The organism is Rhizobium sp. SRDI969 (assembly GCF_025152725.1).
GTDB classification, from domain to species: Bacteria; Pseudomonadota; Alphaproteobacteria; order Rhizobiales; family Rhizobiaceae; genus Rhizobium; species Rhizobium leguminosarum_I.
Genome location: NZ_CP104035.1, coordinates 2802472 through 2815795, shown reverse-complemented (window position 1 = coordinate 2815795; position 13324 = coordinate 2802472). Strand labels below are relative to the sequence as shown.

General features: G+C 62.0%; 11 protein-coding genes. 10 read left to right on the top strand and 1 reads right to left on the bottom strand.

From position 1 onward, the window contains the following. Positions 1-786 (top strand): hypothetical protein, encoded by a 786-nt coding sequence (locus N2A41_RS14190; protein ID WP_222386298.1) that lies wholly within the window; start codon positions 1-3, stop codon positions 784-786. After that, complete coding sequence (locus N2A41_RS14185) at positions 783-1694, top strand: SDR family NAD(P)-dependent oxidoreductase (RefSeq protein WP_222386297.1); 912 nt, start codon at positions 783-785, stop codon at positions 1692-1694. The genes N2A41_RS14190 and N2A41_RS14185 overlap by 4 nt, the downstream gene beginning before the upstream one ends. 131 nt (positions 1695-1825) lie before the next feature. Here the strand turns inward: N2A41_RS14185 and N2A41_RS14180 are convergent, their stop codons facing one another. Continuing rightward, positions 1826-3139: an MFS transporter gene (locus N2A41_RS14180; RefSeq protein ID WP_260109073.1), complete on the bottom strand. Its 1314-nt coding sequence runs from the start codon at positions 3137-3139 to the stop codon at positions 1826-1828. Positions 3140-3359: 220 nt separating this feature from the next. On the opposite strand from N2A41_RS14180, the gene aqpZ reads away from it, so the two are divergent. From aqpZ to recN, 8 genes are all read left to right on the top strand, one after another. Further along, complete coding sequence (gene aqpZ / locus N2A41_RS14175; RefSeq protein ID WP_162115966.1) at positions 3360-4046, top strand: aquaporin Z; 687 nt, start codon at positions 3360-3362, stop codon at positions 4044-4046. Positions 4047-4319: 273 nt separating this feature from the next. Further along, positions 4320-5246 (top strand): D-alanine--D-alanine ligase, encoded by a 927-nt coding sequence (locus N2A41_RS14170; protein WP_017965096.1) that lies wholly within the window; start codon positions 4320-4322, stop codon positions 5244-5246. After that, complete coding sequence (locus N2A41_RS14165; RefSeq protein ID WP_222291577.1) at positions 5234-6166, top strand: cell division protein FtsQ/DivIB; 933 nt, start codon at positions 5234-5236, stop codon at positions 6164-6166. Before N2A41_RS14170 ends, N2A41_RS14165 begins: the two co-directional genes overlap by 13 nt. Beyond that, positions 6163-7494: a cell division protein FtsA gene (gene ftsA, locus N2A41_RS14160; RefSeq protein WP_003561012.1), complete on the top strand. Its 1332-nt coding sequence runs from the start codon at positions 6163-6165 to the stop codon at positions 7492-7494. The genes N2A41_RS14165 and ftsA overlap by 4 nt, the downstream gene beginning before the upstream one ends. Before the next feature lie 55 nt (positions 7495-7549). Then, a complete protein-coding gene (ftsZ, locus tag N2A41_RS14155) occupies positions 7550-9268 on the top strand; it encodes a cell division protein FtsZ (RefSeq protein ID WP_260109072.1) in 1719 nt (572 codons plus the stop codon). 260 nt (positions 9269-9528) lie between these two features. Further along, positions 9529-10485 carry a UDP-3-O-acyl-N-acetylglucosamine deacetylase gene (gene lpxC / locus N2A41_RS14150; protein ID WP_017965093.1) on the top strand — a complete coding sequence of 319 codons (957 nt, stop codon included), beginning with the start codon at positions 9529-9531 and terminating at the stop codon, positions 10483-10485. Positions 10486-10741: 256 nt separating this feature from the next. Further along, on the top strand, positions 10742-11611 hold the full coding sequence (locus N2A41_RS14145; protein WP_017965092.1) for an outer membrane protein assembly factor BamD: 870 nt from the start codon (positions 10742-10744) through the stop codon (positions 11609-11611). 5 nt (positions 11612-11616) lie between these two features. Further along, positions 11617-13290, top strand: a complete 1674-nt coding sequence (gene recN, locus N2A41_RS14140; protein WP_260109071.1) for a DNA repair protein RecN — start codon at positions 11617-11619, stop codon at positions 13288-13290. Positions 13291-13324: the final 34 nt, after the last annotated feature.

The following is a 13324-nucleotide window of genomic DNA, read 5'->3' as shown; positions in this document are numbered from 1 at the left end:
ATGAGAGGCCGAACGATCAAGCTCTCGGCATCGCGACGCCTTGTCGGAGATCTGATGAGATTCTCGATTGGGGTGCCGCGTGTGACGGTCCAGCGGCAAATGAACCTTCGGCCCCTCCTGGATGCAAGAGACGGAGCGGATGCCCGGCCGTCCTGGACAGTGCTTTTTTTGAAGGGATACGCCCTGCTCTCTCAAGAAATTCCTGAATTGCGGCGTGCTTATATCAAGTTTCCGTGGCCACAGCTCTATGAATATCCGGCCAGCGTGGCCTCCATTGCCCATGAGCGCGAGCATGACGGAGAGCGGGTCGTTCTGCTGAGCACCATCAAAGGTCCCGAGCAACGCTCAATCACCGAGCTGGAGACGCTGATCCGTTCAGCGAGGTCACTTCCGGTTCTGGAGATCAAGGAGTTTCGGCGCTCCCTGAAGCTCGCTCGCGCACCTGCCCCTGTGAGGTGGCTGCTCATGTGGCTCGGACTCAATATAGGACGGAAGCGAGCGCGTTATTTTGGCACCTTCCAACTGTCTGTCTATTCGGGTCTCGGAGCAGAGTCTCTCAACCCTCTCAGCCCGTTGACCACACTTTTCAACTACGGCCCGATCGGCGAGCATGGATCGGTTGCTGTCCGCATCCACTACGACCACAGGGTCATGGATGGAGCGAATGTCGCACGAGCATTGGAACGGTTCGAAAGGATCTTGAACGGCGAGGTCGCCGACGAAGTAAAAAGCCTCGCCCAGATCGGAGCCCCTACCATCGTGACGGTAGTAGGAACATCGAAGTGACACCGCACAGTGAGCCCCGGTTGACTGTCGTCGTGGTTGGCGGTTCCCGCGGCATCGGACGAGCGATCGCAAAGGTTGCGGCACGCGAACACAATGTCGTCGTGCTCGTCGCGCGTTCGCCGGAAGGCCTCGCCGCTGCGGCGGCCGACGTACGGCAGGCCGGCGGTGAGGCGTTTACGCTGGAGCTGGATCTCTTCGCAGCCGATGCGTCGGGGCGTCTTGAGGCTTTTCTAGTTGCCAACGATTTGGTCTGCGGCGTCCTGGTCAACAGTGCCGGGTATGGTCTGCGAGGCGCAGCAACGTTACTCCCTGTCAAAGATCAGATGGGGATTATCGATGTCAATATACGCGCCCTGACCGACATGACCCTTCGCTTCCTGCCTGGAATGCTGGCGCGCGGACGTGGCGGCGTGATCAATCTCGGCTCCGTAGCGGGTCTCGTTCCCGGGCCGTACATGGCATTGTATTACGCAAGCAAGGGTTTTGTGCGCTCTTTTTCGGACGCGCTCCATCAGGAAGTGCGCCGTTTTGGCGTTACCGTGACATGTGTGGCGCCAGGACCGGTATCCACCGAATTCCTTGAAAAGGCCGGCGCGAACCGGGCGGCTCTCTTCAAGATATTGCCCAAGCTGGACGCTGAATATGTCGCTGAGCGGGCCTGGAGCGGTTTCAACTCCGGCCATCGCCGCGTCGTTCCCGGCATTTCAGCCAAGTTGTTTACTCTTGTCGCCGCATTCTTGCCGACCGCAGTTATTCTCCCCCTGATCGGTCGCCTGCAGCGCAGGAGCAAAGATCCATGTCCTTGCGGTTCAGGGAAAAGCCTCAAGGAATGTTGCGGTAGCCGCTCCCCGGCACGGAGCAACATGCAGAAAATAATGCCTGTCGACGAGGGTGAAGCCGACCGATGATGCCAGCCACGCAGAGATCCGCCGTATGATCTTCCTCGCGATTGCCAGGCTATAAACGCACAAAGCACGCTGGATAGCCGTCTGAAGCCGCGACGAGTGCCGCGGCTTTTTTTGCTTGCACGGCAGATGGCTCAGACTTCCTCGCGGCCCGACAGCCGGATGCAGACCAGCGAGATCACCGCCGAGGCGGCGAGGTAGTAGCCGACATAGTCCAGGCTGTAATGGGTGGCGAGCCAGGTGGCGATATAAGGGGCGAGCGAAGCGCCGAAGATGCCGCCGAGGTTGAAGGTCATCGAGGCGCCGGTATAGCGCACCATGGTCGGGAAGGGAGCGGCAAGGGCAGCGCCGATCGGACCATAGGTGAAGCCCATCAAGGCGAGGCCGATGATCGAGCACAGGAAAGCGCCGGTCAGACCGCTGGTCAATAGCGTCGCGTAGAAGAAGCCGAAGATCACGATGGCAATCGTCGTCAGCGTCAGGATGAGGCGGCGCGAGTAGAGGTCGGAGAGCCAGCCGGAGAGTGGGATCGTCAGGCCGAAGAAGACGACACCGACAAGCTGGACGACCAGGAACTGCTCTCTCGTATAACCGAGCCCGCCCTTTTCCAAGGGTGTCGTGCCCCAGGAGAGCGTGAAGACTGTCATCAGGTAGAACAGTACGAAGGTCGCGACTGCAATGAAGGTGCCGAGGATCAGGCTGCGCAGATGACCGCGGAAGACCACCTCGATCGGCACGGCGACGCGCTCGTGCTTTTCGACGGCTTTGCGGAATTCCGGCGTCTCGGCGATCTTGAGGCGGACATAGAGGCCGACGGCGACGAGGGCGAGGCTAGCGATGAAGGGAATGCGCCATCCGTAGTCGAGGAAATCCTCGTTGCTCATCGTTTCCGCCAGGATGAGGAAGAAGCCGGAGGAGAGGATGAAGCCGATCGGCGCGCCGAGCTGCGGGAACATGGCGTACCAGCTGCGCTTGCCGGGAGGAGCGTTTTCGGTGGCAAGCAGAACGGCGCCGCCCCATTCGCCGCCGAGGCCGAGGCCCTGACCGAACCGGCAAAGCGCCAGCAACAAGGGTGCTGCGATGCCGATCGCATCATAGCCCGGTAGCATGCCGATCAGGACCGTCGAAAGCCCCATCGTCATCAGCGCGGCGACGAGCGTCGCCTTGCGGCCGATGCGGTCGCCGAAATGACCGAAAATGACGGCGCCGATGGGGCGGGCGAAGAAGGCGATCGAGAAGGTGACGAGCGACTGCAGCGTTGCGGCGTTCGAATCGCTTGCCGGGAAGAAGAGATGCGGGAAGACGAGGACGGCTGCCGTCGCGTAGACGTAGAAGTCGAAGAATTCGATGGTAGTGCCGACAAGGCTGGCGATGAGGACGCGAGCCGGAGAATTGACTTGCGCGCTGTTCGAGGCGGGAGTCGGCGATGCGGAGATCGCGTCTGTCATTTTCATTCCAATCAATATTTCTATGGAGCGCCCTGGGAGGCTGGCGGGTCTTAGCGCAATTTCAGATCTGAGAAAACGTCTCCTGACGCCGTAGGTATCGCATGTCGAACACGTTTCTCGATCCTTGCGTGAAGCTTGCCACAGCAATGTCCGCGAGCTTGACCGGAATCAAATTGTAACGGATTCATCTAAACTCTTGGTTGGAGTTAAGGAGGCGCGCATGCAAAAGAGTCTAGTTGCCGAATTTCTCGGCACGTTCTGGCTGGTCTTCGGCGGATGCGGCAGCGCCGTGCTGGCGGCCGCCTATCCCGAGCTTGGAATCGGTTTTGTCGGCGTGGCCTTTGCGTTCGGTCTGACCGTGCTCACCATGGCCTATGCCGTGGGCGGCATTTCGGGCGGTCATTTCAATCCTGCCGTCTCGCTTGGCCTTACGGTTGCCGGACGGTTTCCGGCGGCGCGTCTCGTTCCCTATGTCGTCGTGCAGATTGTCGGCGCCATCGCTGCGGCGGCGCTGCTTTATCTCGTCGCCAGCGGCAAGGCGGGGTTCGAGCTCGGCGGCTTTGCCGCCAACGGATATGGCGATCATTCTCCGGGTGGTTATTCACTGCTTTCGGCGCTGCTGATCGAAGTGTTGCTCACCATGTTCTTCCTGATCATCATCCTGGGGTCGACCAGCAGCCGGGTGCCTGCGGGCTTCGCGCCGCTTGCGATCGGCCTCGGGCTGACGCTGATCCATCTCGTTTCTATCCCCGTGACGAATACCTCGGTCAATCCGGCGCGTTCCACCGGCCAGGCGCTTTTCGTCGGTGGCTGGGCGCTGCAGCAGCTCTGGCTGTTCTGGATTGCGCCGCTTGCGGGTGGGGCGCTCGGCGGACTCGTGTGGAAAATCCTCGACGATGCCGACTGACTGCAAGACATGATCTATCCCATTGAGCCCGCGCGGTTTTTCTGCGCGGGCTTTTCTGTTTTCGCGGGTCGGCGGGCATCTTCGCTCCGACACTCCCGAAGAAGCGAAGGTTAAAAAATCAAGGGCGCGGCAAGACGGAGTTAACGAAAGTAAACACTTCATTAACCATAATGATGCTCTAATGCACCCAGGTCGGACAAAGGCCTGAAACGGCGCAGACAGCTTCGCGCAAGCGTCGATTTCGAGAATGGAAGTTATTTTTTGGGGGTGTTGATGAGTCGCAAGCATGTCGCTGTCCTGATGGGCGGATTTTCCTCGGAAAGGCCCGTCAGCCTTTCCTCGGGAAAGGCTTGCGCAGAAGCTCTTGAAGCGGAGGGTTTCGACGTAACGCGCATCGACGTGGCGCGCGACGTTTCCGAGAAACTTGCCGCGCTGAAGCCCGATGTCGTCTTCAATGCGCTCCACGGCCCGTTCGGCGAAGACGGCACCATTCAGGGCATCCTCGAATATCTCGAAATCCCCTATACGCATTCGGGCGTGCTTGCCTCAGCGCTGGCGATGGACAAGGACAAGGCGAAGCTCGTTGCCGGCGCCGCCGGCATTCCGGTCGCCGAATCGCAGGTGGTCAACCGTTTCGCCTTTCCCTCGACACATCCGATGAAGCCGCCCTATGTGGTGAAACCCCTCCGCGAGGGGTCGAGCTTCGGCGTCGTCATCGTCACCGAAGATCAGGCGCATCCGCCGCAGATCGTCAGTTCGCCCGAGTGGCGTTACGGCGAGGAAGTGATCGTCGAGCGCTATGTTTACGGTCGCGAACTCACCTGCGGCGTCATGGGTGAAGCTGCGCTCGGTGTCACGGAAGTGGTGCCGCAGGGACACAATTTTTATGATTACGACTCCAAGTATGCGGCGGGCGGTTCAAAACACGTCATCCCCGCGAAAATTTCACCGAATATTTACCAAAAAATACAAACATTGTCCCTAAGGGCGCATCAGGCAATCGGTTGTCGCGGCGTCAGTCGGTCCGACTTTCGTTACGACGATCGTTTCTCCGAAGACGGCGAAATCATCTGGCTGGAGGTCAATACCCAGCCAGGGATGACTCCAACCTCGCTCGTGCCCGAAATGGCCGGTCATGCCGGCTATTCCTTTGGTCAGTTTCTCCGGTGGATGGTGGAGGACGCGTCTTGTTTGCGTTGACGGTCAAGAGGATAGGGCGCCCCAGCCATCATGCCGTGCTTCCGATCATGGAAGCCGAAGAGCGGTTCGTGCTGCCGCGACCATTGCGCCGGGTCACGCGCTTCCTGATCAGCCTCTGCAGCGGCCGCATCTACATTCCTGTTCATACGGGCACGGTCTCGGCGCTCGCTTTTCTGGCTGCGACGGGGCTTTACGGCATGTCGCTCGGCGGTCACACGGAAGCCGTCGCGCAGGCGACGACGACGGCCGCGGGTTTTGCCATCGAGGATGTCAAGGTCTCCGGCAATTCGGAGACCTCCGAAATCGAGATCCTGCAGCTGATTGGCCTTGACGGCACAACCTCGCTGGTCGCCCTCGACGTCGATGCCGCCCGCAGGAAGATCGCCCATCTTCCCTGGGTCGAAAATGTCGAGGTCCGCAAGATTTATCCGAAGACGATCGAGGTGAAGCTCAAGGAGCGCCAGGCCTATGCGATTTGGCAGCACGGGCAGGAGCTTTCCCTGATCGAGAAGAACGGCAGCGTCATTGCGCCGCTGCGCGACAACAAGTTTTCGGCGCTGCCGCTCGTCGTCGGCCGCGATGCCGAAACGGCGGCGGCTTCGCTCGACGAAGCCTTCTCGAAGTGGCCCGACGTGAAGGCCCGCGTGAAGGCCTATGTCTGGATATCCGGCCGTCGCTGGGACCTGCACATGGATAACGGCGTCGTCGTCAAGCTGCCGGAAGACGGTATCGATCAGGCACTGGCGACGCTTTCGAAGTTCGACAATGAGCACCAGCTGCTGGAGCGGGACATTGCCGCAGTCGATCTCCGGCTGGCCGACAGAACCGCGATCCAGCTGACGCCGGAGGCGGCGATCCGCAGGCAGACGGCAGTGACGGAGCGTACGAAAGAATTGAAGAAGGCGGGGCAGAATATATGAGCTTGTTCGGTTCATCCCATTTCGGATTGCCGCGCCTGAAGCCGCTTTCGTCGAAGCGGTCGCATGTCGTTTCGGTGCTCGACATCGGCTCGACCAAGGTCGTCTGCATGATCGGCCGGCTGACGCCGCGCGAGGAAAGCCAGATCCTGCCGGGCCGCACGCACAATATCGAGATTATCGGCATCGGCCATCAGCGCTCCCGTGGCATCAAGACCGGCGTCATCGCCGATCTCGACGCGCTGGAAGGCGTCATTCGCCTTGCGGTCGACGCGGCGGAGCGCATGGCGGGGCTGACCGTCGAAAGCCTGATCGTCAACCTGACGGCTGGCCGCCTCGGCAGCGACATCTACACTGCGACGATCGATCTCGGCGGCCAGGAAGTCGAGCTCAACGATCTGAAGAAGGTGCTGTCGGCCGCTTGCCAGCAGTCGCTGCGCCAGGACCGTTCGGTGCTGCATTCGCTGGCGACCGGCTTCTCGCTCGACGGCGAGCGCGGCATCCGCGATCCGCTGGCGATGTATGGCGATGCGCTCGGCGTCGACATGCATGTCGTGACGGCGGAGCGCTCGGCGCTGAAGAACCTCGAGCTTAGCGTCAACCGCGCACATCTGTCGGTCGAGGGCATCGTCGCGACGCCCTATGCATCGGGTCTTGCGGCTCTCGTCGACGACGAGGTCGAGCTCGGCTGTGCAGCGATCGACATGGGCGGCGGCACGACGACGATCTCGGTCTTTGCCGAGGGCAAGCTCGTTCATACGGATGCTGTCGGCCTCGGCGGCCATCACGTCACCACCGACCTGGCGCGCGGCCTTTCGACCCGCATCGAGGATGCGGAGCGCCTGAAGGTCGTGCATGCCTCGGCCCTTTCGAATTCCTCCGACGAGCGCGAGCTGATCTCGATCCCGCCGATCGGCGAGGATGATCGCGACCAGCCGTCACAGGTGCCGCGAGCCTTGGTTTCGCGCATCGTATCGGCCCGAATCGAGGAGACGATGGAACTGATCCGCGACCGTATCCAGCGCTCCGGCTTCAGCCCGATCGTCGGCAAGCGTGTCGTGCTGACCGGCGGGGCGAGCCAACTGACCGGCCTTGCGGACGTGGCGCGGCGCATCCTTGCCCGCAACGTCCGCATTGGTCGTCCGATGGGCGTTTCGGGGTTGCCGACGGCGGCCAAGGGGCCGGCTTTTTCGACGGCCGTCGGCCTGATGATTTATCCGCAGGTCGCGGACATGGAGACACATGCGTCACAGAGCGGTCTGCTCATGTCGCTTGGGGGAAATAACAGCCGCATAGCCCGCATGGGCCAGTGGCTGAAGGAAAGTTTCTGAAATTGCGTAATTGGCCGGCGTGGCGATGCGGCCAGAGAGAGAAGGAACAGGTACCATGACCATCAAGCTGCAAAAGCCTGACATCACAGAGCTGAAGCCGCGCATCACCGTGTTCGGCGTTGGCGGCGGTGGCGGCAATGCCGTCAACAACATGATCACCGCAGGCCTCCAGGGCGTCGACTTCGTCGTCGCCAACACGGATGCGCAGGCGCTGACGATGACGAAGGCCGAGCGCATCATCCAGCTCGGCGTCAACGTTACCGAAGGCCTCGGTGCCGGCTCGCAGCCGGAAGTCGGCCGCGCGGCTGCCGAGGAGTGCATCGACGAAATCGTCGATCACCTGAACGGCACGCATATGTGCTTCGTCACCGCCGGCATGGGCGGCGGCACCGGCACTGGCGCTGCTCCCGTTGTCGCACAGGCGGCTCGCAATAAGGGCATCCTGACGGTCGGCGTCGTCACCAAGCCGTTCCATTTCGAAGGCGGGCGGCGCATGCGCCTGGCAGAGATGGGCATCCAGGAGCTGCAGAAGTCTGTCGATACGCTGATCGTCATTCCGAACCAGAACCTCTTCCGCATTGCCAACGACAAGACGACCTTCGCCGATGCCTTCGCCATGGCTGACCAGGTTCTCTATTCGGGTGTTGCCTGCATCACCGACCTGATGGTCAAGGAAGGTCTCATCAACCTCGACTTCGCCGACGTCCGCTCGGTGATGCGCGAGATGGGCCGCGCGATGATGGGCACCGGCGAAGCTTCCGGCTCCGGCCGCGCGCTGCAGGCCGCAGAGGCTGCGATCGCCAACCCGCTGCTCGACGAAACCTCGATGAAGGGCGCCCAGGGCCTGCTGATCTCCATTACCGGTGGTCGCGACCTCACCCTCTTCGAAGTTGACGAAGCCGCGACCCGCATCCGCGAGGAAGTCGATCCTGACGCCAACATCATCCTCGGCGCCACCTTCGACGAATCGCTCGAAGGCATCATCCGCGTCTCGGTCGTCGCAACCGGCATCGACCGGGCGATGAACGAAGCCGCCGAGCGGAACCTCCAACCGGCAGCAAGGCCCGCTATCCGTCCCTCCGCGGCTGTTGCTCCGGCAGCGGCCGCAGTTCAGCCTGCCCCCGTGATGCAGGCACCGAAGGCCATGGATCCGATTGCGCAGACCATCCGCGAAGCCGAGATGGAACGCGAGCTCGAAATTCCGGCCCCGCGTGCTGCCGCACCGCTGCAGCAGCCGGCGGCACAGCAGGAGACCTTCCGTCCGCAGAGCAAGATCTTTGCGCCGGCACCGGAAGCTCCGGCAATGCGTCCGGCACCGGTGCAGCAGCAGGCTCCGGCGCCCGTCATGAGCCAGCCGGTGATAAGCCAGCCGGTCCAGCAGCAGCCGGTTCGGCAGGAGCCGATCATCCGCCAGACGCCCGAACCGATGCGCATGCCGAAGGTCGAGGATTTCCCGCCGGTCGTCCAGGCCGAACTCGACCACCGCACCCAGCCGGCCTCCGCGCATGCGGCGGAGGAGCGCGGTCCGATGGGCCTGCTCAAGCGAATCACCAATTCGCTTGGCCGCCGCGACGACGACGCCGTTGCCGCCGATATGACCGCCGCGCCGCCCGCCGCTTCGCAACAGCGCCGTCCGCTGTCGCCGGAGGCAAGCCTCTACGCACCGCGTCGCGGCAACCTCGACGACCAGGGCCGCGCGGTTCCGCAGGCCCGGATGATGCAGGAAGACGACCAGCTGGAAATCCCGGCATTCCTGCGTCGCCAGTCGAACTGAGGCCGTAATCGGCACCGTTTATGCCCGGGATCAAGGTCCCGGGCATTGCTATTTTTCTGCCGGTGATTCGCAAACGATTTCAATTGCGTGACTTCGTAACAAAGCGAAAGAAACAGTGATTTGGATTGGAGCGCCGGCGCACGTAAGTATGGTGCAACGAAACTGCCCCATGAGACCTTTCGACAGGCTCCGGCTGCAGAATAAACGATGACCGCGCCGATCGGACATGCCGCCGGTGCGGAAGAATAAAGGCAGAATTTATGGCAATTGGCTTGCTGGGTTTTCAAACGACGGTATCGCGTCCCGTGACGCTTTCGGGCATCGGAGTGCATTCGGGCGCTGAAGTCTCGATCACTCTGAACCCGGCGGAATCGGACACCGGCGTCGTTTTCCAGCGCCTGCATGACAATGGCGACATTACCGAACTCAAGGCTGTTTCCTCGCAGGTCGGCAATACCGACCTCTGCACCGTGCTCGGCTTCTCACCCGCCCATTCGGTCGCGACGATCGAGCATGTCATGGCCGCCGTCTATGCGCTCGGCCTCGACAATGTGGTGATCGAGGTGCCGGGCTCCGAAATGCCGATCATGGATGGCAGCTCGCTGCCCTTCGTCGAGGCGATTGAGCAGGTCGGTCTCGTCTCGCTTGGCGTCAAGCGCCGTTATATCCGTATCACCAAGCCGGTGCGAATCGAGCATGGCGGCTCCTGGAGTGAATTCCGTCCCTATGATGGTACGCGCTTCGAAGTCGAGATCGATTTCGACTGCCCGCTGATCGGCCGGCAGAAGTGGGCCGGCGACATGACAGCCGCCGTCTTCAAGACGGAACTTTCCCGCGCCCGCACCTTCGGCTTCATGCGCGATGTCGAACGCCTCTGGGCGTCGGGCCACGCGCTCGGCTCCTCACTCGAAAATTCCGTCGTCATCTCGGACGACAACACCGTCATCAACGTCGAAGGGCTGCGTTACGCCAAGGACGAATTCGTCCGCCATAAGACGCTCGATGCCGTCGGCGATCTGTCGCTTGCCGGTGCCCAGTTCATCGGCTGCTACCGCTCGTATCGCGGTGGTCACAAGATGAATGCCAATGCGCTGAAGGCGCTGCTCGCCGATCCCTCCGCCTATGAGGTCGTAGAGACGTCGACGCCGCGCCAGCGTGTCGCTGCCCGCGAGCTGATCGCAGTCAGCGCTTCGGAATTCGCTCCCTGGTCGGCATGACCTCCAGCATATTCTCAAGACCAGGCCGCCTCTTTCCCGGAGGCGGTTTTTTTATGTCCGACCGCGTCTGCGGCGATAACCGATGCTTGGCTGCCACAGGTCGGGAAGAAGTTGAAAAGGCGGTCATTCTTCGGCCGCTGCCACAAAAATGCGTTAATGCCTTATCATTGCGTTGCTCTTGATGCACATTTGTGGCTAGAAACGCCAGCGAGGCGTGGCTGCCGTGGAGAGAGCGGCAGCAGTGGGGTTCTTTCGAATGGGTTATGCAGGATCTGAAGGTATGATGAAGACAGCGCGCGCTTTGTTCGCATCGCTTCTGGTGCTCAGCGCAGGCGCCTCGATCTCCGGTTGCCAGTCGGATCCCGATATCGACATCACCAAGCTCGGCCTCGAAACCGATCCGCCTGACGTGCTCTACACCCAGGGTCTTGCCAATATGAAGGCCGGCAACATGGCGGAAGCGGCGCGCAAGTTCGACGCGATCGACCGCGAAAACCCGTTCTCCGAATGGGCGCGCAAGGCGCTTGTGATGAGCACCTTCGTCAAATATCGCCAGGGCCGTTTGGACGATGCGCTTGCTTCCGGCAATCGCTACATGTCGCAATATCCGAAGTCCCAGGATGCTGCCTATGTGCAGTATCTTATCGGTCTCACCTATTCCAAGCAGATCGTCGACGTGACGCAGGACCAGCGCGCCTCGGCCAAGACGATCGAGGCGATGCAGGCCGTCATCGACAATTATCCGAACTCCGAATATGTCGACGACGCACAGGCCAAGATCCGCTTCGCGCGCGACCAGCTCGCCGGCAAGGAAATGCAGATCGGCCGCTACTACATGGAGCGGAAGGAATACCTCGCCGCGATCTCGCGCTTCCGCATCGTCGTCGAGAAATATCCGAATACGAACCAGATCGAAGAGGCCTTAGCGCGCCTCGTCGAAGCTTATTACGCCATGGGCATCGTCGACGAGGCGCAGACAGCCGCTGCCGTTCTCGGTCACAATTATCCCGACAGCCAGTGGTATGCTGATTCCTATAAGCTGCTGCAGAGCGGCGGTGCCGAGCCGCGTGAAAACAAGGGCTCGTGGATCGCGGCAGCGGGCAAGAAACTTCTTCTCGGTTCCTGAGGCCAATGCTGATCCAGCTTTCGATCCGCGATATCGTCCTGATCGAGCGGCTGGATCTTGCCTTCGAGACCGGCCTCTCCGTGCTGACGGGCGAGACCGGGGCGGGCAAATCCATCCTGCTCGACAGCTTGTCGCTGGCGCTTGGTGGGCGCGGCGACGGCGATTTGGTGCGCCATGGCGAGGACAAGGGCCAGGTGACGGCGGTGTTCGACGTCGGCATGGAACACGGCGCCCGCACACTGCTGCGCGAAAACGGCATCGATGACGAGGGCGACTTGATCTTCCGCCGCCAGCAATCGGCGGATGGGCGCACCAAGGCCTATGTCAACGACCAGCCGGTCAGCGTGCAACTGATGCGCCAGGCCGGTCAGATGCTCGTCGAAATCCACGGCCAGCACGACGATCGCGCCTTAGTCGACACCAACGCTCACCGCACGCTGCTCGATGCCTTCGCCGGCCTCACCGACGAGGTTTCAGAGATCTCCCGGCTCTATCGCCTGTGGCGCGATAGCGAGCGGACGCTGAAGAAGCACCGCGAGAAAGTGGAAAGCGCGGCGCGCGAAGCCGACTATCTGCGCTCGTCCGTCGCGGAACTCGAGAAGCTCCAGCCGCAGGATGGCGAGGAGGAAGAGCTCGCCGATCGCCGGCAGAAGATGATGAAAGCCGAGCGAATTGCCGGCGATATCGCCGAGGCGTCCGAATTCCTGAACGGCAATGCCTCGCCGGTGCCCCATATTGCCTCGCTGGTGCGCCGGCTGGAGCGCAAGAGCCATGAGGCGCCGGGACTGCTCGAAGACACCGTGACGCTGCTCGATGCCGCGCTCGACCAGCTTTCCAACGCGCAGATGGAAGTCGAGGCGGCGCTGCGCAAGACCGAATACGATCCGAGAGAGCTGGAGCGGGTGGAGGAGCGGCTTTTCGCGCTGCGGGCCGCCTCGCGCAAATATTCCGTGCCCGTCACCGAACTGCCGGCGCTTGCCGTGCGCATGATCGCCGATCTTGCCGATCTCGACGCGGGCGAGGAGAGGCTTGCGCGGCTCGAAGCCGAGGTCGGCCTGGCGCGGGAAAATTACGATGCGGCGGCGCGCTCGCTCTCCGACAAGCGCCATCATGCCGGCACCGCGCTGGCTGGGGCCGTCATGGCCGAGCTGCCGGCGCTGAAGCTCGAACGGGCCCGTTTCATGGTCGAGATCAGCACGGATGCGGGGGAGGCGCTCGCCGAAGGCATCGACGTCGTCGAGTTCCATGTCCAGACCAATCCGGGTACGCGACCAGGCTCGATCATGAAGGTCGCTTCGGGCGGCGAACTCTCGCGTTTCCTGCTGGCGCTGAAAGTGGCGCTCGCCGATCGTGGATCGGCCCCGACGCTGGTCTTCGACGAAATCGATACCGGCGTCGGCGGTGCGGTGGCCGATGCGATCGGCCAGCGGCTGAAGCGGCTGTCGGAGCGTGTGCAGGTGCTGTCGGTCACGCATGCGCCGCAAGTCGCGGCGCGGGCGGCGACGCATCTGTTGATTTCCAAAGGACCGTCGGCCGACGGCTCTGAAAAGATTGCGACGCGCGTCGCGACGATGGCGCAGAAGGACCGCACCGAGGAGATCGCCCGTATGCTGGCCGGGGCTTCGGTCACCGAAGAGGCGAGGGCGGCGGCGAAGCGGCTGCTGGCCGGCAACGGCTGATTTTTCTTCCGATGCTCTTTCCGGTTGGGCCGGC

Coding starts and splice junctions, on each gene's coding strand:
- N2A41_RS14170 (WP_017965096.1), top strand. CDS start 4,320: ATGAGTCGCAAGCATGTCGCTGTCCTGATGGGCGGATTTTCCTCGGAA.
- N2A41_RS14180 (WP_260109073.1), bottom strand. CDS start 3,139: ATGACAGACGCGATCTCCGCATCGCCGACTCCCGCCTCGAACAGCGCG.
- N2A41_RS14190 (WP_222386298.1), top strand. CDS start 1: ATGAGAGGCCGAACGATCAAGCTCTCGGCATCGCGACGCCTTGTCGGA.
- ftsA (WP_003561012.1), top strand. CDS start 6,163: ATGAGCTTGTTCGGTTCATCCCATTTCGGATTGCCGCGCCTGAAGCCG.
- aqpZ (WP_162115966.1), top strand. CDS start 3,360: ATGCAAAAGAGTCTAGTTGCCGAATTTCTCGGCACGTTCTGGCTGGTC.
- N2A41_RS14145 (WP_017965092.1), top strand. CDS start 10,742: ATGGGTTATGCAGGATCTGAAGGTATGATGAAGACAGCGCGCGCTTTG.
- ftsZ (WP_260109072.1), top strand. CDS start 7,550: ATGACCATCAAGCTGCAAAAGCCTGACATCACAGAGCTGAAGCCGCGC.
- recN (WP_260109071.1), top strand. CDS start 11,617: ATGCTGATCCAGCTTTCGATCCGCGATATCGTCCTGATCGAGCGGCTG.
- lpxC (WP_017965093.1), top strand. CDS start 9,529: ATGGCAATTGGCTTGCTGGGTTTTCAAACGACGGTATCGCGTCCCGTG.